The sequence below is a fragment of the Sinorhizobium psoraleae genome (genome assembly GCF_013283645.1).
In the GTDB taxonomy this organism is placed as follows: domain Bacteria; phylum Pseudomonadota; class Alphaproteobacteria; order Rhizobiales; family Rhizobiaceae; genus Sinorhizobium; species Sinorhizobium psoraleae.
The window spans coordinates 765,382-787,030 of the sequence record NZ_JABEKV010000002.1; the positions used below are offsets into that span (position 1 = coordinate 765,382).

The window sequence follows — 21,649 nt, forward strand, 5'->3', positions numbered from 1 at the left end:
GCCTATCCACGATTTTCGAAGACGACGTCGATGCACCGCGACCATTAACGGCGCGTTTACCGCCTGCATAAGCGAATTGACAGCAATTTCCGCGTGGCGCGCCAGATAGACGCACCGCCTTTTTAGGGCAATCTCGCACTGGCGATAGCGCTTCGCGGTGCCGGGCGGTCACCCCAAAATAGTGCAGTGGAAATGCCGCTTCTGTCGTGCAATAGAATGCATACGGATTTCGGGGAACATTCGGCGTGGGTGACGTCCATGTAGGGGATTTGGCCGGCGACGTGGAGCGAGTGTCCATGTCAGCTTGGCCGGCAAACTGCCGCGCGGCTATGGGGAGATAGCCGGAGCGTGGCGGTCTTGCAGGAAAATCACCGGCGGTATGACCTTTACGAGGAGCTGGAAACGGCTCTCAACCGTGTGGATTTCTTCCGCATTTTCCACACATTGGCGCTGCGTTTCGGCTTCGGGCACTTCGGCGTCCTGCAACTCGGCAACGAGAACGATGCCTGCATGCTGTCCGCTCGACTGGTCCTCCACGACCTTCCCTCCGGCCTCGCAGAGGAATACGACAAACGTTACCGTTTCGGCGATTCCATCGTCTACAAGGCCTTGCATGCCTCGAATATCTCGTCGGTATGGCGGGCGGATGATCCGGTCCTGGTATCCGGCCAGAATCTGCCAGCCCAACTCGGTTTCGAGCTTTTGCTTTGCGTGCCTGTCAGCGCCGCAACGACCGGAGCGCGCTACGCCGTGCTCTTCCTCGGGTATGGCGGGGACCCCGGGCAGGCCGCGCACTACGAGCTGTGCTACAGCGCGGCGTCGGCCTTCGACTATTTCCATCGGGCAACGCTCGCCAACAAGGCCGGCATGGGCCTGACCCCCAGGGAGACCGAGATCCTCAAGTGGATTTCCCACGGAAAGACGGCCAGTGAGATCGCCTTGATCGTCTCGGTCTCGGAACACACCGTGAATTCCCATACCGCGACGATCCTCAAGAAGCTCGACGTGGTCAATCGGACACAAATGGTCGCGAAAGCGATACGAGAACAAATTATCCAGTGAAGTTGCCGGCGCGCCGCCGGTAGAGCCAGGCGCGCATGCTTCCCGCATGCGCAGCCGATCAATCAGGGATGTGGACGGTCATGACGCGAAAAGCGCACATCTTGCTCATCGACGACAACCCGGCGGAGAACCTGATCCTCAGCGGACTGATCAGGAAAGTGGACAGCATCGACATCGAATTGCACTACTGCCGGACGATGGACAGCGCGATCGCATTTCTTCTCTCCGGCGAACCGGTCTCGATGGTGCTGCTCGACAATCTCGTGCATCCTCGGGGCGACTTCCGCGAGACCGTTCCCGCGCTGAGGCATCAGGGCTTCATTGGCCCGATCGGCGTCATATCGTCGTCGCCGGGCGACCCTTACTTCCAGAGCCTGGAAGAATACGGCGCCGACTTCCGCATCGACAAATCGGAAATCGATGCGACGGCTATCGAGTTCATTCTAAGGGAATACTTGCCGGACTAATCGCGGCCGCAAGGCACGGCCGCCATGACGGCGCGCCAATCAGGCCGCCGTGGTCCGCACCTGTGCCGTTTCGTCAAGGCCCAGAAGGAAGTTGATCTGCGGTCTGGCCTTGACCAGATCGTCGATTGAATAGCCCTGAAGCACTTCGAAAAAAGCATTCAATGCCTTGCGCAGAGCCGAATTGAGGCCGCAACTATCCACCAACGGGCAGTCGATTTCACCCGCCTCGAAGCATTCCGCCATGGCAAAGCTGTCCTCGGTGACCTTTACGACGTCGAAGAGGCTGATTTCCGATGCCGGCTTCGGCAGTCGTACACCGCCATTGCGGCCGCGGACCGTTTCCACCAGACCCGCTTTGGTCAAGGGCTGCAAAATCTTGAACAGGAACAACTCGGAGACGCCATAGGCCTTGGCGATCTCAGGGATGCGGCTGAGCTTCTCGCCGTTCGCTGCACAGTACATCAGCATGCGAACAGCGTAGTTCGTTTGCTTCGTCAGACGCATAATTCACTCCGGGATCGAGAAATTCATCTTTTCATCATATAGGACGGATCACAGTTTGGAACAATTCCAAAAAACAGCAAAAAATCACTTCTGGTTGACGGCCACCGTTTCGCTGTTGACTGTCCGCGCGCGCAGCGTCAGAAAGATGAGCGATTTTGTTAAGTTACATGCAAAGCGAAAGCGGAGGGCAACATGCGCATGTCAAGATTGATGATCGGGGCGCTGTCGGTAACGGCGACACTATTTGCTTCGACGGCACCCGTCTGGGCAGACGGCGAGGTCAACATCTATTCCTATCGCCAGCCGGATCTCATCCAGCCCCTGCTGGATGCCTTCACCAAGGAAACCGGCATCACCACCAACGTGCTCTTCCTTGACAAGGGTCTCGTCGAGCGCATCCAGGCGGAAGGGGCAAACTCCCCTGCCGACGTCATCCTGACTGTCGATATCAGCCGCCTCACCGAGGCGAAGGACGCCGGCGTTACGCAGCCGGTCACCAACGAGACGATCAACAAGGACATTCCGGCACATTTCCGCGATCCCGACGGCAACTGGTTCGGCCTCACGACGCGCGGCCGCGTCGTCTACGCCTCGAAGGAGCGCGTCGCCGAGAACGACATCACTTACGAAGAGCTCGCCGATCCGAAGTGGAAGGGCAAGATCTGCACGCGAGACGGCCAGCATTCCTACAATGTCGGCCTCTTCGCCTCGATGGTCGCTCATCACGGCGAAGCCGAGGCGGAGAAATGGCTGACGGGTCTCAGGAACAACCTCGCCAAGAAGCCGGACGGCGGCGACCGTGACCAGGCGAAGGCCATTCTCGCGGGCGAATGCGACCTCGCCCTCGGCAACAGCTACTACGTCGGTCTCATGATGACCAACGAAAAGGAGCCGGAGCAGAAGGAATGGGCAGCGGCCATCAAGGTCCTGTTCCCGAACAGCAAGGACCGCGGCACCCATGTCAACATCTCCGGCATGGCGCTCGCCAAGAACTCGCCGAACAAGGACAACGCCATCAAGCTGATGGAGTTCCTGTCCGAAGGCGAAGCGCAGACGATCTATGCCGAGCAGGTGTTCGAATACCCGGTGCTCGCCGGCGCCGAGCCATCCGAAATCGTCAAGTCCTTCGGAACGATCAAGCCGGATACACTGCCGCTCGCCGACATCGCAGCCAACCGCAAGAAAGCGTCGGAACTGGTCGACAAGGTCGGTTACAACGACGGCCCGCAGGATTAAGCGGAGGAAACTCTACAGCGCCGCGCGTCTTATCAGATGCGCGGCGCTGTAGCACTTTGAATTGCTGCATTTTTTCCTTAAATCGGCTGCGAATTAAGGAAACATGCAGTGGACGGTGACAACAGCGGGCCTGAACGCCCGCTGTTTTCGTTTGCGCGACTAGATCATTTCACGGTTTCCTTGAAACAGTGAAATGATCTGACTCTTTCAAACTACGCAATTCCGGACGGAAAACCGCTATACACTTTTCCTGGAATTGCTCTATCGCGGCTGCGTCCGCAATTCGGCTATCAGATCCAGGATCGCCTCGCGCCGCTCCGGCGTGCCGGGATGCGTTGAAAACATGCTGGTTTCCGAGTGATCTTCGAGCTTCGTTTCAAGCAATTGGAAGAAACGAGCGATCGCCGCCGGATCGCGGCCAGCCTTCATCATCAGCTCGACCGAATGCCGGTCGGCCGCAGCCTCCGCTGAGCGCGAGTAGGAAAGTGACAGGAGGCCGCCGCCTTGCACGAGCACGTCCTCGGCGCCGGAGCCAATATCGCCGGCGATCAGCATGATGAGCGCGGCAACGCCCGCGGCGCGATAGATCTGCCGGAGACTGTGCTTCAGTTCGACATGCCCGATTTCATGGGCGAGCACACCGACGATCATCTCCGTGTCGTTTTCGGCGAGTTCGACCAGTTCGTCCGTGAGGATCAGCGTACCGTCCGGCAACGCAAAGGCGTTGGGGCCGATTGCGCCGCCCTTGCGGAAATTGAGCGTGTACTCCTCCTCCCCTCCGCCGGAGAGCGCCGCTATAGCCCGGAAGCCCTCGAGAATCTTGCCGCGCCGTGCCTCGTCCAGCTCCGAGTCGTCGAGCACTGTCCTATCCAGAGCCTCCAGCGTGCTCGCCGACATGATACGCGGCACGACGGGCGGGGTCACGGCCACGGCGACTTCCACGAGGGCGGGCAAGGCGAAACGATAGATCAACGCCCCAAGCAGGATGGCTGCCGCGACGAAGGCGATCAGCCGCGGATGAAACCGCTCCATCCGGTGGATGATCCCTTCCCTGCCCCGGCCCCTTCGCGCGAGGAACCGATCGATCGCGTCGTTGTCGCTCGTCTCGAAAAGCGATCCATCGGGAAAGATGATCCGACGCGGGACAGCGCCGACCCGCGGCGAAATCTCGACGGCCGACGATTTGCCGCTGCTGAGTTCCGCGCCTGTTTCGTCGTGCACGACCAAGCGCTCCCCAGCCTCGGCGAAGCTCGAAGGCACCGAACGGCTCGAACTGGCCGGGTGCCACTCGCCAAGCGCAATTGCCGGATTGTCAGAAGCCAAAGTCGAAACCTTCTATATCCATGAACTGCGCGCCGACCGCTGATCCCTCCTGCTGGATGGCCGAGAAAATCTCGCCGACGTCGCCCTCGAAACGGATAGCCGTGTGCTCGTTGACGTAGGTGGCCATACGAACCGCGGCCCATGGCCGCATCAATCCGAGAGTTACCAGCGTGATGAGGAAATTCGAGACCGCAATCCAAGTATAGCGAACCCGCGAGAGATCGCTCATCAAGCGATGCTTGCCATCGAAGGTCGTGGCGGACCAGGCGACATTGCGCACCCCGGCACGGTAGAAGAGCGCCGCTGTCCCGAAGACGGCAAACATAAAAACGTAGATGAACACCGCCAGCATACCGATCGAGGCCTGAAGCTCACCCGAAATCGAGTCGGGGTCGTCGATCAAGGGCGCCATTGCGGTAACGTTGATGGCGAAGATAACTCCGATGATCAACAATCCCAGCAGTATCATCGCCGCCGAGAGCAGCCACGTCTTGTAGATCGCACTTACGGATGGATCGGTCGCAAAGGCTTTCCCTCCATAGCGCAGGTTGTTGCCGATGTATCGGTAGGACCAGCGGCTGGCTAGTGGCGCAAGGAGGCCGAGCGTCAGCGCCGCAAGCACCGGCCCGACAACGAAGGCCACAAACGCCCCGCCGGCCCGTCCTGCGAAGTCGAAGCGCACGTTGCGGTAGCTCGTGACCCGGGCGCTGAAACGCAAACCGCGGGCAAGAAGCCACGGCACGAAAAGGAAGAACAACAGGCCGAGCACGATGCCGACGAGCGGCATGACAGTCAGCATCACGTTGTAAAAAGCGAGATACGCAAGCACGATCAAGCGGCCAATGAGGATTTGGCCGCCCTTTGCGTGATACTCGAAGCCACGGCCGAGCAGGACGGTGTTGCCGTAGAAATAACGGTTGCGGCGAACCTTCGCCCAGGCCGAATAAATGCCAAGCGTGACAATCGTCAGCAGGATATTGACGATCCAGATCCCGAAATATTCGCTGGCGCTGCCGCGAAAGGACAGGCGCTGGAAATCGCCAGCGGCCGAACGCCCGAAATTGTTGCGGCCGTCACGAAATGCCGGCACCGTTGGTGGCTCGCTCAAAGCCATGATCTTCCCCCCGTATCAAGCTCGAAACGCCAGTGCAGAGACATTGGCAGCGCCTGCACAACAGAATGCATAAGTCAGGGAGCGGCCCGCTATCCCCCGATAGTTCCCGAGCAGCGAATCTCCGACCGATGCGTATCGCACGTTAGTTGTACCACCGCGGGAGATGCAACAAAAAAGGGCCTCCCGAAGGAGGCCCAGACGGGAGGATCTTTCTTGTTTCCTCACTTCATCGTCGGGATGGAGAACTCGGCACCATCCTTGATGCCGGACGGCCAACGAGAGGTGATGGTCTTGGTCTTGGTCCAGAACTTGAACGAATCCGTTCCGTGCTGGTTGAGATCGCCGAAGGAAGAGGACTTCCAGCCGCCGAAGGAGTGATAGGCGAGCGGAACCGGGATCGGCACGTTGACGCCGACCATGCCGATGTTGATGCGGGAGGCGAAGTCGCGCGCCGCATCGCCGTCGCGGGTGTAGATCGCGACACCGTTGCCGTATTCATGCTTCATCGGCAGGGACAGCGCCTCTTCGTAGTTCTTCGCGCGGACGACCGAGAGAACCGGTCCGAAGATTTCCGTCTTGTAGATGTCCATGTCCGGCGTCACGTGGTCGAACAGGCAACCGCCGATGAAATGGCCGTTCTCATACCCCTGCAGCTTGAAGTCGCGGCCGTCGACGACGAGCTTCGCGCCCTGCTCGATGCCGCTGTCGATCAGACTCCTGATACGCTGTTCGGCCTCCTTGGTGACGACCGGGCCCATGTCGGCCTTCTCGTCGGTATAGGGACCGATGCGCAGGCTTTCGACCATCGGCACGAGCTTGTCGATCAGCCGGTTTGCAGTTTCCTCGCCGACCGGAACGGCGACCGAGATCGCCATGCAGCGCTCGCCGGCGGAGCCATAGCCCGCGCCGATCAGCGCATTGGCAGCCTGGTCGAGATCGGCGTCCGGCATGATGACCATGTGGTTCTTGGCGCCGCCGAAGCACTGGGCGCGCTTACCGTTCATCGCCGCGGTGCCATAGACGTAGCGGGCGATCGGCGTCGAACCTACGAAGGAAACGGCGGAAATATCCGGGTGCGTCAGGATTGCGTCGACCGCGCCCTTGTCGCCGTTGACGACATTGAGCACACCGGCCGGCAGACCGGCCTCGATCATCAGTTCAGCCAGGCGAATCGGCACGGACGGGTCACGCTCCGACGGCTTCAGGATGAAGGCGTTGCCGCAGGCGATCGCCGGGGCGAACATCCACATCGGGATCATCGCCGGGAAATTGAACGGGGTGATGCCGGCGCCGACGCCGACGGCCTGACGGATCGAGTACATGTCGATGCCCGGGCCGGCGCCTTCGGTGAATTCGCTCTTCTGCAGGTGCGGAACGCCGATAACGAATTCGCAAACCTCGAGACCGCGAACGATGTCGCCCTTGGCGTCTTCTATCGTCTTGCCGTGCTCACGCGAAAGGATCTCCGCCAGCTCGTTCATATGTTCGTTGAGAAGCTGGACGAATTTCATGAAAACGCGAGCGCGGCGCTGGGGATTGGTGGCCGCCCACTTCGGCTGTGCGGCCTTTGCGCTTTCGACCGCTGCGGCGAGTTCCGCCTCGCTTGCGAGCGCCACGGTCCCCTGAACCTCACCTGTCGCAGGATTGAAGATGTTGCTCGTGCGGCCGCTTTTGCCGGCGACGCGCTTGCCATCGATGAAATGTCCGATTTCGTACATTGGGTGCTCCTCCTGATCTTGATTGTGCCTCCATGATCGCACTACGATTTCAACAATTCAATTTCCGATATTCAGGAACCGTTGTGCGAAAATTAAAGCCCATGGAGCTACAGCATGGACTGGGACGATGTCAGAGTATTTCTCGCGGTTGCGCGAACAGGCCAGATCCTCGCTGCCTCGAAGAGGCTCGGCATCAATCACGCCACCCTCAGCCGCCGGGTAACGGCGCTTGAGGAAACACTGAAAACGAGACTTCTCGTCCGGCGCCCCAATGGCTGCGAGCTGACCGCCGAGGGGGAAGTCTTCCTTGCCGCCGCCGAGCGCATGGAAACCGAAATGCTCGCGGCGCAATCGCAGATCGGCCGGATCGACACGGCGATCGCCGGCACGGTTCGCATCGGCGCCCCGGACGGTTTCGGCGTCTCCTTTCTTGCGCCGCGGCTCGGGGCACTGACCGCGCGCTATCCGGAACTGAAACTCCAGCTCGTTCCGGTCCCGCGTTCCTTTTCGTTGTCACAGCGCGAGGCCGACATCGCGATCACCATCGAGCGACCGGAACAGGGGCGTCTCGTTTCATCCAAGCTGACCGATTATACACTCGGGCTCTACGCATCGGCAGATTATCTTGCTCGCCATGGTACGCCGCGAACGATCGACGATCTCAAGGACCATCGCCGGATCGGCTATGTCGAAGACCTGATCTTCACGCCTTCGCTTAATTTCTCAGCCGAAATCATGCGTAGCTGGGACGCTTCTTTCGAAATCTCCAGCGCGACCGGGCAGACGGAGGCGGTCCGCTCCAGCGCCGGCGTCGGCATTCTGCACAACTACATTGCCCGCCAGGTGCCCGAGCTCGAACGCATCCTGCCGGAAACGACCATCCGGCGCGCCTATTGGACGACTTATCACGAAAGCGCGCGTGATCTCGTGCGCGTGCGCACGGTTGTTTCTTTTCTTCAGGAGCTTGTGACGGCGGAGCATCAGATCTTCGTGTAGATGCAGCTGGTGCACGCGGGTGCGTTACCCAAATGGGCGATGTGACAGAACAATCCCGATCTGCTATTTAGAACAACCTAAAATTGACAAGCCACATATGAGAAATTCCGTCCTTAACCCGCAAACACAACGTTGAGCCGGGGAGCGCCCCCGGCATGGGGGCACACATGGCCACTGTTACCTACAGCTTCCCTGGGGGAGTATATCCCAACCAATACAACCCGCCGCTCGTCGACATCGACTACAACGCCTCGTTCGGCGAACTGGTCGACATGAGTACGGCCACGCGCTTGAGCACGAGCACGACGCAGGTCGTCTTCGGACTTGGCAACGGCTTGAAATTGAAGCTGGTCGGCACCGGATTCGCGTTCGACGCCAATGGACATGCTGTTGGCGGGACGGTCTCCTCCATCCAGATTCTTCAAAACAATGGAACGACGTTGGTCCAGGCAATAAGCGGTCTGAGCGTGTCTCTCGAGCTGTTTCAGGATGCGGCCATCGGGTTCGACAACTGGGGCCTGGAGGATTGGCTTTTCAACAGAGCAGATACATTCAACGGATCCGCCGGCGATGACTCGATGGAAGGCCGCAGCGGCAATGACATCCTGAACGGCAACGGCGGCGACGACTTCATTACCGGAGGCGAAGGCGACGACACTTACAACGGCGGCGCCGGCTTCGACGTGCTCAGCTTCCAGGACGCTTACTACACTCCAGAAGCGTTTCGCGGCGTCAATCTCAACGCCACCACCGGGATCGTGAGCGACCCCTACGGCTTCTCCGAAACTTTCACGAGTTTCGAACAGTTTCGCGGCACGCAGTTTGCCGACATTTTGACGGGCTCGGCCGTGGACGAAGAGTTCATGGGCCTTGGAGGAAGAGACACGATCAACGGCGGCGGCGGCATCGACGCCGTGAGATACGACAGGGACGTTGACCGCGGCGGAAATGCCGGCGTGAACGTCAATCTCACCACTGGCGTTGCAAAGGATGGCTTTGGTAGCCAGGACACGCTGACAAGTATCGAGGACGTGCGCGGCACCATTTTCGCCGACACGATCGTCGGTAGTTCCGCTGCAAACTTTCTCAGAGGCGGCGCTGGCAATGACTCGATCAACGGCGCCGGCGGTTCCGATGAAATGCGAGGCGGTCAAGGGAATGACACCTACTTCGTAAACAGCACCGGCGACATCGTTGACGAAAGCGCCGATGGCGGCGCAGGCGCCGACACGGTTCGCTCGTTCATATCATTCAATCTCAGCAGTGCCACCGCCGTCCGTGGCAGCGTCGAGCATCTCGCCCTGCTCGGCACCAGCAACATCAGCGGCACCGGAAACAGCTTGAACAATATCTTGAGCGGGAACTCAGGCAACAATGGTCTCAATGGCGCCGCCGGCAACGACCTCATCAACGGTGGTCTCGGCAACGATAGCCTGACGGGTTCTACCGGCCTGGACACGTTTTTCTTCAATACTGCGCTCAACGCCACGACGAATGTCGACACGATCAACAGCTTTATCGTCGCGGACGACACGATCCGGCTGGAAAACGCGATCTTCTCCGCAATCCTCGGTACTGGCACACTGACGGCGGCACAGTTCGTCAAGAACACGACGGGTTTGGCCGCTGACGCCAACGACCGCATCATCTACGAGAGCGATACCGGAAAGCTGCTCTACGACAGCAACGGAAATGCGGCTGGTGGATCCGTTCATTTTGCGACGATAGGAACCAACCTTGCGCTTACCGCAGCCGATTTCTTTATCGTCTGAAACGGACGTTCGCGCGGATCGACGGTTTCGCGATCAGTCCAGAGGCCTTGCAATCTGAAGGTGACAAATGGAGATGGGCGAGAATGGTACGGTTGGGTGGTCTCGAACCACCGACCTCAGGTGCCACAAACCTGCGCTCTAACCAACTGAGCTACAACCGCACGCGGATGCGACATGTGTCGCTTGGCGGCTCACATACGGGCACTCCCGCTGATTTGCAAGCCTTAACTTGTGATTATCCCGCAAAAAGACCGGATGGCAAGCCATCCGGTCTTCCGATGGTGCTCCTGCATGTTTCCTCAAATCGGAACCGATTGAAGGATGAAAACATGCAGCAACCTAAAGTGCGACAGCGACCTTTGCGCGCCTGAAGAGACGCACGGCGCTGTAGGCGCCGAGATCTACCGGATCAGGCCTTCTTGAAGCTCGACATTGCCTTTTCGGCCGCGTCCTTGCCCGGCTTCGCAACGTTTTCCGCGACCTTCTTGGTCGCTTCCTGCATGGTCTTCGCCTGCTCTACGGCGAGTTCGGCCTGCTTGCGGATGAAGGTTGTCTGGAGTTCGACCAGTTCCGAAAGCGACTTCACGCCGAGCAGCGCTTCCATGTGCGAAAGGGAATTTTCCGCATTGGTGCGGAGCGCATCGATGGCCTTGAGACCGAGTTCGACGGTGCCGGTCTGAGCGCTTTCAAACGTCGCTTCGACGGTTTTCGTCGCTTCTTCGGCAGCGGTCTTCATCTTGGCATAAGCTTCCTTCGACTGCGCGGCGCCCTTTTCGGCGAACTCGCGGAAGCTGTCGGTCAGCTTGGCCGGATCGAAGGAGGAAAGGGAAAATGCGTCGTCGGTCTTCTTGGTAGCCATGGTAAGCGCTCCTTGGTGTGGCCCTCTTAAGAGGCGCCGGTTTGTTACTGCCCCCCATATAATCAATTTCATTGTGCATTGCAACATAATTGTGCATCGCACAATACGACTGCTATTAACCTTGCGCGGCGAAAGGCGTTGTCGACCCCGCGCCTTTGCTGGACCCTCGCAGATGGGCCGGGTATTAATAGAGTGTTAACGCGCAAGCGATCCGTCAATAGGCCTGCCCCATGCCCGAGAGACAGTATCCCTTCATCGACATTGCCGTGCATGCACGGGTGCGGGATCATTTTGCCAAAGGGGATGCCTCCGTCTTGTTTTCGAAGGATCTCGGCCGCGTATTGTGGGCCAATGACCAGGGTGCGAGCCTGTTTGGCGTGGCATCCGTCTATGATTTCATCGATGCCGCCCTCGATCAAAACGATCTCTCGCTTCGCCAGTTGCGCGCAGCGGCAACGCAGCTCTCAGCCATCGGCGACCGGCGGCAACTGCTGATCCGAATGTCGAGCGGCTTCCGGCGCCTGCCTTTGAATGCGTCCGTGGAATTGATCCGCATCCGGCCGGGAGAAGACGCGGTCCTCTTCACGACACCGCATAACGGAAAGGCACTGACGACCGAGGAGCGGGCCGCCCGGATGATTGCGGGGCTCGACGGGCCTGACACGCACATGGCCGTGCTCGACAGTGACGGCGCGATCCTTGCGCAATCTTCCGGGTTCGATGATTTGGGTTTGTCGGAAGAGGTTCGCCGCACACTCGTTTCCGATGTCGCGCGCGACAGGGACCGGCTGATCAAGCGCCCGGTCACGACAAGCAAGGGCGAACTGCCCGCTGCCATCGGCAAGGTATCCGACCACCCGGCCCTGCATCTCCTGTTTGCCGTGGAAGCCGTCCTCGAGGATATCGACTCCGATGCGGCACCGGACGTAGCGGACGACGATATGCCGTCGTCGATCGAAAGCGTCAACGAGCCGAACGCCGGTGATCTGCCGGCGATGCAGGAACGATCTCTGCCGGAAGCCCCGGACACAGCATCGACGCCGGCGGATGCAGAGCAAGATGCGCCCGAGGGCGCGAGCGTTTCGGATGAACAAGGCCTATTGGCCCTGGAGTCCGACGAAGCCACATCGGCGTCGGCCGAGCCTGCCGATCAAGAGGAGCCTCCCGCAGCGCGCGAGCCAGCCGCAGCACCTGCGAAGCAAGACAATGCCGGCGATGCTGACGCTCCCGGGTTCGTATTCACGCCCGGCGGCCGAGCCGTTCGCTTCGTGTGGAAAATAGACGCGCAGGGGCGTTTCAGCGAGATCTCGGAGGAGTTTGCGTCGGCCGTCGGCCCGAGCGCCGCCGATGTCATAGGGGAGACGTTTACCGACCTCGCCGCGCGCTACGGTCTCGACCCCGACAACCGGATCAGCGAACTCCTGCGCCGGCGCGACACCTGGTCGGGCAAGACGATCCTCTGGCCGATCGAGGGAACGAGCCTCAAGGTGCCGGTCGACCTCGCCGCCCTCCCCACCTATTCGCGGTCCCGCGAATTCGACGGCTTTCGCGGGTTCGGTATCGTCAGGGTCGCGGACGCGGTCAGCGACGACAAGGCCAGCGGGTTGGCGCTCGGCCGCACTGCCGAACCTCGGCCGGCGACGGCTACCCTGCCCCGAGAGAGCGAGGGCGAGGCCGCCGAGGAGGGGATCGCGACCGGGGCAGAATCCGGTTCAGACGTCACGGCCTCTGACCAGCCGTCCGGCCGCGATGAGAAATGGGCAGACTCCGACGCCGCAGCAACGGTTTCGCCAGGCCCGGAGGATCCCTTCCGCGGCGAGCGTCCGGCACTGCATGTCGCCGAAGCACCGGAGCGCCCCTCGTCCAACAAGATCGTGGATCTCGATGAGCGCCGGTCGGGAACGGCCGGAACGCTGACGCGAGGCGAACAGGCCGCCTTTCGCGAAATCGCGAGACAACTCGGCGAACATTTCGGCGCGCGCGGCGAGGACGAGGGTATCGAGGAGCCGGCCTCCACATCCGCACCGGCCAAGGAAACGCCCTCTCCCGTCGTCGTATCCGATACCGGCGACGCGAAAGAGCCGGAAGCGACCGTCGAGCAGAACGAGCCTGCGCCATCAGCCGACGATGAAGCGCCTTCGACCTCGCGAACGCCCGTCGGCATGAGCAGCGAGATTCTTGACCGCCTGCCTCTCGGCCTTCTCGTCCACTATGGCGACGAGTTGCTGCATGCCAATCCGGAATTCCTGCAACTGACGGGATACGATGACCTCGCGAGCCTGTCGCAGGAGGGCGGCATCGACGCGCTCTTCGCCCACGCCGACGACGTGGTCGACAAGCAGCCGGAGGGGCAGCCGGAGAAGCAGCCGGACGGGACGATGACGCTGATCCGCCGGAACGGCCAGCTTGCATCGGTCAATGCTCATCTTCATTCGATCCGATGGGAGGGCAAAAGCGCGCTCATGCTCGCGCTGGCGCCGGTGAGCGGAAGCGAAGACACACAAACAACAGGCGAAGACGATGTGGCGGCAAGCGAAGCAAGCCGCCTGCGGATGGAGATCGAGGAACTTCGTTCCATTCTGGAGACCGCGACCGACGGCGTCGTTATCCTCGGGCAGGAAGGCGACGTGCGGACGATGAACCGCTCGGCGAGCGCGCTCTTCAACTACGACGAAGACGAGATCCGGGGGAAGTCCTTTGCCGCACTCTTCGCCCATGAGAGCCAGAGGGCGGTGCTCGACTATCTGCAGGGTCTCTCCGGCCATGGCGTCGCAAGCGTGCTCAATGACGGCCGCGAAGTCATCGGCCGCGAGGCAAACGGAGGCTTCATCCCGTTGTTCATGACCATTGGACGGCTTTCATCGTCCAATGGCTACTGTGCCGTCATCCGCGACATCACGCAGTGGAAGCGGACCGAGGAGGAATTGCGGAATGCGAAGCGCGCCGCCGAAACGGCCAATGCCCACAAGACGGAGTTCCTGGCGAGGGTGAGCCACGAGATCCGCACGCCGCTGAACGCCATCATCGGTTTTTCCGACATGATGGCGAGCGAGCATTTCGGCCCGGTCGGCCATCCCCGTTACATCGAATATGCCGGAGACATCGGCCGATCCGGCAGGCACGTGCTCGACATCGTCAACGATCTGCTCGACATCTCGAAGATCGAGGCCGGTGAGATGGACCTCGATTTCAGCGCCGTGGATATCAACGACGCGGTTTCCGAGGCGGTCTCGCTGGTGCAGCCGCAGGCAAACAGTCAGCGCGTGATCATCCGCACCTCGCTCTCGGCGTCTGTTCCGACGGTCGTAGCAGACGGCCGATCCATCAAGCAGATCGCGCTCAATATCCTGGCGAACGCCATCCGTTTCACCCCCTCCGGCGGCCAGATCGTCGTGTCGACGTCCTACGAGGCAAACGGAAGCGTGATCCTGCGGATCCGCGATACCGGGATCGGCATGACACGCAGCGAGCTCGATCAAGCCATGAAACCCTTCCGTCAGGTAACGACAGGCGGCCGCAAGCGTGGCGACGGCACCGGCCTCGGCCTGCCGCTGACCAAAGCGATGACCGAGGCGAACCGCGCGCAGTTCTCGATCAATTCCACGCCGAACGAGGGCACGCTCGTCGAAATTTCCTTCCCATCGCAACGCGTCTTGGCGAATTGAGGACGAATGCTGTAAGGAAATGTTGACTCGCGGGAACCAGTTTGCCGGTCCCCGGCAGCCTTTACCTTACCGCTTCGTCTCGGGACCGATCGCTTGCAGTCCACATCCAGGAGCCTCAGAAAACGCTATACCCGCTCGGGAACGGGTCTTGGCCATCCGTTGCTCGCGATCTGGGCTATAGTCGCCTCGGCAGTCGTCCTGATGCCGATGATCTCCATTGCCTGGCTTGCTGTTTCGGGTGGCAGCGCGGACTGGCCGCATCTCATTGAAAACGTCATCCCCCGCGCCACGGGACGAACACTGCTGCTCGTGGTGCTGACGGGTGCGGCGACGGCCTTTATCGGCATTCTGACCGCGTGGCTGGTGGCGAGTTGCGAGTTTCCGCTACGCCGTTTTCTTTCCGCCGCGCTCGTTCTGCCTTTGGCGATACCCGCCTATCTCGCGGCTTACGCCTTCGGCGAACTTCTCACCTTCACGGGTCCTGTCCAGGGGCTGATCCGGGTCGTCTTCGGTTTCCAGACGAGCCGGGACTACTGGTTTCCGGATGTGCGCTCGCTTGGCGGCGCGGTGCTCGTTCTGAGTTCGGTGCTCTATCCTTATATCTATCTCGCCTGCCGCTCGATGTTCTTGATGCAGGGGCGCGCGGCCGCAGACGTGGCACGTACCCTCGGCGCCGGGCCGCTCAAGGTCTTTTTCCGGATCCAGATCCCGATGGCGCGGCCGGCCATCATGATCGGCCTGACGCTTGTCGCCATGGAAACGCTGAACGACATCGGAGCGGTCGAGTTTCTGGGCGTTCAGACATTGACCTTCTCGATTTTCGACACCTGGCTCAACCGCGGCAGCCTGGCGGGCGCCGCGCAGATCGCGTGCATCATGCTGCTCTTCGTCGTTGCACTGATGATGGTCGAGCGTGCTGCCCGCCGCAGGCAGCGCTTCGCCAGTCAAAAGACGACGGCCGCCGTGCACGATCTTGCCAGGCTTACGCTGTCGGGCTGGAAAAAATGGGCCGCGACGATCGTCTGCCTGCTCCCGATGCTGTCGGGCTTTGCCATTCCGTTCTTCGTGCTGGGGAATTACGCGCTGAAACGTCTCGATCAGTTTCTGGCGCCACGCCTTCTGAATGCGCTGTTGCATAGCATCCTGGTTTCCGGCCTGACCGCGCTTGTCGCCGTGCTTCTGGGATTTGTTCTAGCTTACGCCGCACGGACCGGGCGTTCCCGCATCACGGATGCCGCCGGCCGCCTGGCCTCCTTTGGCTATGGTGTGCCGGGTACGGTTCTCGCGATCGGCGTGCTTTTTCCGCTTGCAGCACTCGATAATGCCATCGATGCGCAGGCGAGAGATTTGTTCGGAATTTCGACCGGGCTCCTGATGAGCGGCACCGGCTTTGCTATCATCTATGCCTGCACAGTCCGCTTCCTCACCATGGCAGAAGGCACGCTCGAGGCCGGCTTCCAGAAATTGTCGCCGCATCTCGACATGGCGGCGCGCGCGCTCGGACGCACGAGCAGCCAAACACTGCGGACAGTGCTTCTGCCGATGATGCGACCCGCGGTGCTGACGGCGGCACTGCTCGTCTTCATCGAGACGATGAAGGAACTCTCGGCAACCATCATGCTGAGGCCCTTCAACTTCAACACCCTTGCCACTCTGGTCTACGAGGATGCCTCGCGCGCAAAGGTCGAGGACGCCTCCGTCGCGGCGATGATCATCGTCATCGCGGGCATGATCCCGGTCATTCTGGTGTCGAGATCACTTGAACGCCGTCCCTGACCGTAACCGCCGATCCGCTGCGCGAAAATAAAAAAGAGGCAGCCGAAAGCCGCCTCTGGAGTCGATGCTAACCAACAAATGCTCGAGAAAAGGTGACATCATGTCTGCGGCAACATCGCTGCTGCGGCACCGGCCCTTGACTGGTCGGCCTCAAGTTGGTTCGACCATGCACCGCCAAATGTAAACAGGATCTTACTTTTTGCTCCAACAATCTTAAGCATTCGCGCGCAACTCCGACGATTTGGTTAATTCGCCGGACGTGGACCGGTTAACGCGCGGGCACATGATCTATGGGGTGGAACAGCCGGGAAAACAGCGGGATAGCACAGGAGCCGCAATCCCGCTCCAAGGATCAGCTTTTCAATGCGTCGAGCCCGGCAAAGAGGTCGAGCGCCTCGGGATTGGCCAGCGCTTCCTTGTTCTTGACCGGTCGGCCATGCACGACGTCGCGAACCGCAAGCTCAACGATCTTGCCCGATTTGGTCCGCGGAATATCCGCGACGGCAATGATCTTCGCCGGCACGTGACGCGGCGAGGCGCCGGTGCGGATGCGGTTCTTGATGGCCCTCGTCAGTTCGTCGGTCAATTCGACACCCGGCGACAGCCGAACGAAGAGGATCACCCGGACATCATCCTCCCAGTCCTGGCCGATGCAGAGGGCCTCGGCGACCTCTTCCATCTGCTCGACCTGGTTGTAGATCTCCGCCGTGCCGATCCGCACGCCGCCCGGGTTGAGCGTCGCATCGGAACGGCCATGAATGATGATGCCGCCATGAGGTGTCCATTCGGCAAAATCACCGTGGCACCAAACATTGTCGAAGCGCTCGAAATATGCTGCGCGGTACTTGGTGCCCTCGGGGTCGTTCCAGAACATGACCGGCATCGACGGAAACGCCTTGGTGCAAACGAGTTCGCCTTTCTCGCCGCGCACGGGTCGGCCTTCGTCGTTCCAGACGTCCATGGCGAGCCCCAGGCCGGGTCCCTGGATTTCGCCGCGCCATACCGGCTTCAGGGGATTGCCGAGCACGAAGCAGGACACGATGTCGGTGCCGCCGGAGATCGAGGCGAGTTGCACGTCCGACTTGATCCCTTCGTAGACGAACGTAAAGCCCTCCGGAGAGAGCGGCGAACCTGTCGACGTCAACAGCCGCAGGGCGGACAGGTCATGGGTGCTTACCGGCGTGAAGCCACCCTTGCGCACCGCATCGATATATTTTGCCGACGTTCCGAAGATCGCGAAACGTTCCTCCGCCGCATAGTCGAAGAGAACGTTGCCATTCGGATAGAAGGGCGAGCCGTCGAAGAGACAAAGGGTCGCTCCCGAGGCTAGCCCGGAGACCAGCCAATTCCACATCATCCAGCCGCAGGTGGTGAAGTAGAAGAGCTTCGCGCCCTCCTGCAGACCACAATGGAAGCGCTGTTCCTTCAGGTGTTGCAACAGCGTACCGCCGGCCGAATGCACGATGCATTTCGGCACGCCGGTGGTACCGGAGGAAAACAGGACATAGAGCGGATGGCTGAACGGCAGCCGCTCGAAAACGAGCGGCTTGGCTTCGAAGCCCGCGATGAAATCGGCAAGCGTCACGCCGCCCTCGACCGCGCCGGCCAGCGAGGCGCTGTCCCCCGCATAGGGAACAATGACGGTGGGCACGGCCAGCCTGGAGGCTACAGCGCCCACCTTGTCGGCGACATCCTGCCGCTTGCCGTTATACCAATAGCCGTCGCAGGCGATGAACAGTTTGGGGCCGATCTGGCCGAAGCGGTCGAGAACCCCCTGTTCGCCGAAGTCGGGCGAGCAGGACGACCAGATAGCGCCGATCGACGCGGTCGCAAGCATCAGCGCAATCGTCTCGGGCATGTTCGGCATCATCGCGGCAACGCGGTCGCCTTTACCGATGCCCTGCGCTTTCATCGCCTGCTGGAGGCGCGATACCAGGGCGCGCAATTCGTCCCAGGAAAGGCGATAGCTAACCTTGTCCTCGCCACGAAAGACCAGCGCGTCGCCGGCGCCGCTGTTGCGCAGCAGATTTTCTGCGAAATTCAGCGTGGCGTCCGGAAAGAAGCGGGCGTCAAGCATGCGATCGCCGTTGATGAGCGCGCGCTCCCCGCGATCACCGACAACCCCGCAAAAGTCCCAGACCGCGGTCCAAAAGTCGCCGCGCTCGGCCACGGACCACGCATGGAAGGCGTCATAGTCGGCAAAATTCCGGCCGAACCGTTGCCCGCACCACGACATGAATTGAGCCATTGGGCTTCGCTCGAGAATCTCGGCACCAGGAACCCACAAAGGTCGATCTGCTTGCATGCTTTCCTCCACTCCTCTGCGTGTTTCTATACCATGCTGCAATGCAAAATAAACAGCATGCGGCAAGTTCGGCATCGCGATGACGACATTTCCCTGTCAGCCGTATTTGCTTTATCAAAACCGAAGGCCTATCCAGACGGCTTGACACGAGAGCAAGCGAAAATCCGACCGAAATGACGAGACAGATCCTGCATATATGGCGCAGTTCCAGCCTTCGGTCGCGGATCGGCCGGCGTCACCTCGTCTGGTCCGCCGGGATCGGCATCGGCCTCGCCATCGCGTACAACGCCGCGCTGCCGCTGGTCATTTCCACGACCGATGCGCGCGCGACGATGGAACGGATGCTCGACGGCTGGTCGGGCGGCAAGAGCAGGATTGGCGGTGAACCGGAAATCCGCTTCTGGCCGGAGCCTGAGCTGACGCTGTCCTCGGCGACGATCGAAACCGACGAGCCAACCCCGCGCCCGCTTGCGCATATCGGCCGCATCACCGCATCCTTCAGCTTGCTTGCGGCGCTTCGCGGCGAACCGGCGCTGGACGATATCCGCTTCGTCGATCCGGTCGTCACCATCGAGCGCGCCGCCGACGGAACCGTCAACTGGAAACGGCCGCACTGGCTGAGCCTGCCTGAGGAGACGACGGTCGAGGAGGATACACCCTTCGGCGACATAACGATCGAAAACGGCCGGATCCGCATCCTCGACCGAATGGCCGACAGCGCCCTGGACATCGACGTTCCGGCGATCTCCGGAACCGTCAAATGGCCATCCTTTGCTGAGCGCGTGAGCGCCCAGCTTTCAACGACCATCGGCGGCCAGGCGATTGACTGGGCATTGATCTGCGACGAGCCGCTCGCCCTCTTTGCCGGTCGCAATGCATCGCTCAGGACATCGCTGACCTCGGCCCCGTTGACCTTCTCCTTCGAAGGCATCGGCAATCTTTCGATGTATCCCTTTGCCTCCGGCCATCTGCAGGCATCGGCACCGTCGCTGTCCGCGCTTCTCGCCTGGTATCAGGGCACTTCGTCGGGGTCACTTCCTGCAGGTGCTTTCAGCATCGATGCCATGGTGGCAACTGGCGAAAAGACGCTCAAACTCGACGATCTGCAACTGGTGATGGGCGGCGCCACTGCGACTGGTGTCCTGGACATCGCGTTTCCGGCCGGCGACACGCCGCGTGTCGAAGGAACGCTCGCCTTCGACCGCATCGATCTCAACGGCATCACTCCCCCGAATGCAAAGTCTGCGGGCACCAGCGACCCCGAATGGCAAATGGCGGAATCCCTCTTCGGCACCTGGCGTGCAGACGTGCGGCTTTCATCGCAGGAAGTGCTCGTCGGTCCGCTGCATCTCACTGAGGTGGCAGCCGGCGTGATGATCAATGGCAACCGGGTGTCGCTCGACATCGGTGACAGCACCTATGCAAACGGCATTCTCAGCGGCCGAGCGGTGCTATCCGACAAGGGGCCGGAACATGGCGGCAAGCTGCAGATGAGCCTGAAAGATGCCGACTTTGCCGCCGTACTCGACGGTTTCGGCCTGAAGGGCCCGACGCCAAGCGGCAGGGGCACCCTCAATCTCGATCTTGCGACCGATCATCCTGTCTGGGCGACCAGCGCGTCCGATCTTTCAGGTCGCGTGACATTTTCCCTGGCGAATGGCAGCCTCGCCGGATTCGATGCGAACGCCTTCGTCGACCTCGTCCGACGAGGAGAATTCTTCTCTCTTTCCGAGGCGAGCGCCGGGGCGTTCGACTTCCAGGCAGCCGATATCGAGGCGATCTTCGGCGCCGGCGTGGCGCGACTGAACCGGGCGAATTTTACCGGGCCGTCGGGCGGCATGGCGATCACCGGCGTCATCCCTTACCGCACGGGCAGCCTCGCGCTCGCCGGAACACTCGAAAATCCGACGACGGTCAACCAGCCGCTGCGCTTCTTTGTCGGCGGGACCTGGCCAAATGCGGTTATCTCGCCGCTCTCCGTCCTTGTGGAGCCGCAATAGACGGCGAGCGACCCCTGCCCCCGGCGGAGTCAGCCTACCGCGGCAAATGCGGCGCGCTCGTCTCTCTCCCGCTGGACCTCCCGCCGCTTCGTCACGATTGACGCGACGAGCACGCCGAGTGCAACGACACCGATCAGGATCGTGCAGATCGCGTTGATTTCGGGCGTCACGCCGAGACGAACCTGGCTGTAGATCTTCATCGGCAGCGTCGTGGCCCCCGGCCCCGTGGTGAAGCTCGAAATCACCAGATCGTCGAGCGACAGCGTGAAGGCGAGCACCCAGCCGGAAAAGACTGCCGGCGCAATCACCGGCAGGGTAATTGCGAAGAACGTCCTGACCGGCGTCGCGCCGAGATCGAGCGCCGCCTCTTCGATCGACTGGTCGAGGCTCAGAAGACGCGACTGCACCACGACGGCGACGAAACACATGGTGAAGGTGATGTGGGCCAGCGTGATCGTCCAGAAGCCGCGATCGAGCCCGATGGCAACGAAGAGCAGCAGCAGCGACAGGCCGGTGATCACCTCCGGCATCACGAGCGGCGCGTAGACCATTCCGGAGAAGAGCACGCGGCCGCGAAAGCGCGTGTAACGTACGAGCGCAAGCGCCGCCAGCGTACCAAGCACCGTCGCGCAGGTCGCCGACAGCAGCGCGACGCGAATGGTGACCCAGGCCGCATCAAGCAGCCCCTGATTGTGCCAGAGCTGACCGTACCACCGCGTCGAAAAGCCGGCCCAGACGGTCACGAGCTTCGACTCGTTGAACGAGAAGATCACGAGCAGCACGATCGGCAGATAGAGGAAGCCGAAGCCGAGGACGACGGAGACAATGTTGAAGCGCGACCATTTTGCCATC

The 21,649-nt window shown here is 61.0% G+C and carries 15 protein-coding genes and 1 tRNA gene; 8 read left to right on the forward strand and 8 right to left on the reverse strand.

All coding sequences use genetic code 11. The features are described 5' to 3' along the window. The first annotated feature begins 348 nt into the window (after nucleotides 1-348). Entirely contained in the window at nucleotides 349-1,062 is a 714-nt protein-coding gene (locus ILFOPFJJ_RS12370; RefSeq protein ID WP_173510835.1) for a helix-turn-helix domain-containing protein, read from the forward strand. An 80-nt stretch (nucleotides 1,063-1,142) separates the two neighbouring features. Beyond that, nucleotides 1,143-1,529, forward strand: coding sequence for a response regulator (locus ILFOPFJJ_RS12375; protein ID WP_173510836.1), 387 nt, complete (start codon nucleotides 1,143-1,145; stop codon nucleotides 1,527-1,529). A gap of 39 nt (nucleotides 1,530-1,568) precedes the next feature. Here the strand turns inward: ILFOPFJJ_RS12375 and rirA are convergent, their stop codons facing one another. Continuing rightward, nucleotides 1,569-2,033 carry an iron-responsive transcriptional regulator RirA gene (gene rirA, locus ILFOPFJJ_RS12380; protein WP_173510837.1) on the reverse strand — a complete coding sequence of 155 codons (465 nt, stop codon included), beginning with the start codon at nucleotides 2,031-2,033 and terminating at the stop codon, nucleotides 1,569-1,571. A gap of 210 nt (nucleotides 2,034-2,243) precedes the next feature. On the opposite strand from rirA, the gene ILFOPFJJ_RS12385 reads away from it, so the two are divergent. After that, nucleotides 2,244-3,269, forward strand: a complete 1,026-nt coding sequence (locus ILFOPFJJ_RS12385) for a Fe(3+) ABC transporter substrate-binding protein (protein WP_376741420.1) — start codon at nucleotides 2,244-2,246, stop codon at nucleotides 3,267-3,269. 261 nt (nucleotides 3,270-3,530) lie between these two features. Here the strand turns inward: ILFOPFJJ_RS12385 and ILFOPFJJ_RS12390 are convergent, their stop codons facing one another. The 3 genes from ILFOPFJJ_RS12390 to ILFOPFJJ_RS12400 all read right to left on the reverse strand — a co-directional run bounded on the left by ILFOPFJJ_RS12390 (nucleotide 3,531) and on the right by ILFOPFJJ_RS12400 (nucleotide 7,424). Continuing rightward, on the reverse strand, nucleotides 3,531-4,592 hold the full coding sequence (locus tag ILFOPFJJ_RS12390) for a M48 family metallopeptidase (protein WP_173510839.1): 1,062 nt from the start codon (nucleotides 4,590-4,592) through the stop codon (nucleotides 3,531-3,533). Continuing rightward, nucleotides 4,582-5,706: a YjgN family protein gene (locus ILFOPFJJ_RS12395; RefSeq protein WP_173510840.1), complete on the reverse strand. Its 1,125-nt coding sequence runs from the start codon at nucleotides 5,704-5,706 to the stop codon at nucleotides 4,582-4,584. The genes ILFOPFJJ_RS12390 and ILFOPFJJ_RS12395 overlap by 11 nt, the downstream gene beginning before the upstream one ends. Before the next feature lie 221 nt (nucleotides 5,707-5,927). Beyond that, complete coding sequence (locus ILFOPFJJ_RS12400; RefSeq protein ID WP_173510841.1) at nucleotides 5,928-7,424, reverse strand: CoA-acylating methylmalonate-semialdehyde dehydrogenase; 1,497 nt, start codon at nucleotides 7,422-7,424, stop codon at nucleotides 5,928-5,930. Between the two features lie 114 nt (nucleotides 7,425-7,538). Here ILFOPFJJ_RS12400 and ILFOPFJJ_RS12405 point away from each other — a divergent pair, with 114 nt between their 5' ends. Further along, entirely contained in the window at nucleotides 7,539-8,420 is an 882-nt protein-coding gene (locus ILFOPFJJ_RS12405) for a LysR family transcriptional regulator (protein ID WP_173510842.1), read from the forward strand. 167 nt (nucleotides 8,421-8,587) lie between these two features. Further along, complete coding sequence (locus ILFOPFJJ_RS12410) at nucleotides 8,588-10,192, forward strand: calcium-binding protein (protein WP_173510843.1); 1,605 nt, start codon at nucleotides 8,588-8,590, stop codon at nucleotides 10,190-10,192. An 84-nt stretch (nucleotides 10,193-10,276) separates the two neighbouring features. Here ILFOPFJJ_RS12410 and ILFOPFJJ_RS12415 read toward each other — a convergent pair. Both ILFOPFJJ_RS12415 and ILFOPFJJ_RS12420 read right to left on the reverse strand, forming a co-directional pair. Then, nucleotides 10,277-10,353, reverse strand: a tRNA-His gene (locus ILFOPFJJ_RS12415). A gap of 248 nt (nucleotides 10,354-10,601) precedes the next feature. Beyond that, a complete protein-coding gene (locus ILFOPFJJ_RS12420; protein WP_173510844.1) occupies nucleotides 10,602-11,051 on the reverse strand; it encodes a phasin in 450 nt (149 codons plus the stop codon). Nucleotides 11,052-11,281: 230 nt separating this feature from the next. Here ILFOPFJJ_RS12420 and ILFOPFJJ_RS12425 point away from each other — a divergent pair, with 230 nt between their 5' ends. Together ILFOPFJJ_RS12425 and ILFOPFJJ_RS12430 are read left to right on the forward strand one after the other, a co-directional pair. Further along, nucleotides 11,282-14,716: a PAS domain S-box protein gene (locus ILFOPFJJ_RS12425; RefSeq protein WP_173510845.1), complete on the forward strand. Its 3,435-nt coding sequence runs from the start codon at nucleotides 11,282-11,284 to the stop codon at nucleotides 14,714-14,716. Nucleotides 14,717-14,809: 93 nt separating this feature from the next. Continuing rightward, a complete protein-coding gene (locus ILFOPFJJ_RS12430) occupies nucleotides 14,810-16,492 on the forward strand; it encodes an ABC transporter permease (protein WP_173510846.1) in 1,683 nt (560 codons plus the stop codon). A gap of 352 nt (nucleotides 16,493-16,844) precedes the next feature. Here ILFOPFJJ_RS12430 and ILFOPFJJ_RS12435 read toward each other — a convergent pair whose 3' ends face one another. Next, on the reverse strand, nucleotides 16,845-18,797 hold the full coding sequence (locus tag ILFOPFJJ_RS12435; protein ID WP_173510847.1) for an acetoacetate--CoA ligase: 1,953 nt from the start codon (nucleotides 18,795-18,797) through the stop codon (nucleotides 16,845-16,847). A 173-nt stretch (nucleotides 18,798-18,970) separates the two neighbouring features. Here ILFOPFJJ_RS12435 and ILFOPFJJ_RS12440 point away from each other — a divergent pair, with 173 nt between their 5' ends. Continuing rightward, on the forward strand, nucleotides 18,971-20,797 hold the full coding sequence (locus ILFOPFJJ_RS12440) for an AsmA family protein (protein ID WP_173510848.1): 1,827 nt from the start codon (nucleotides 18,971-18,973) through the stop codon (nucleotides 20,795-20,797). 29 nt (nucleotides 20,798-20,826) lie between these two features. On the opposite strand, the gene ILFOPFJJ_RS12445 is transcribed toward ILFOPFJJ_RS12440, so the two are convergent. Then, nucleotides 20,827-21,648, reverse strand: coding sequence for an ABC transporter permease subunit (locus ILFOPFJJ_RS12445; protein WP_173510849.1), 822 nt, complete (start codon nucleotides 21,646-21,648; stop codon nucleotides 20,827-20,829). Nucleotide 21,649 lies beyond the last annotated feature (1 nt).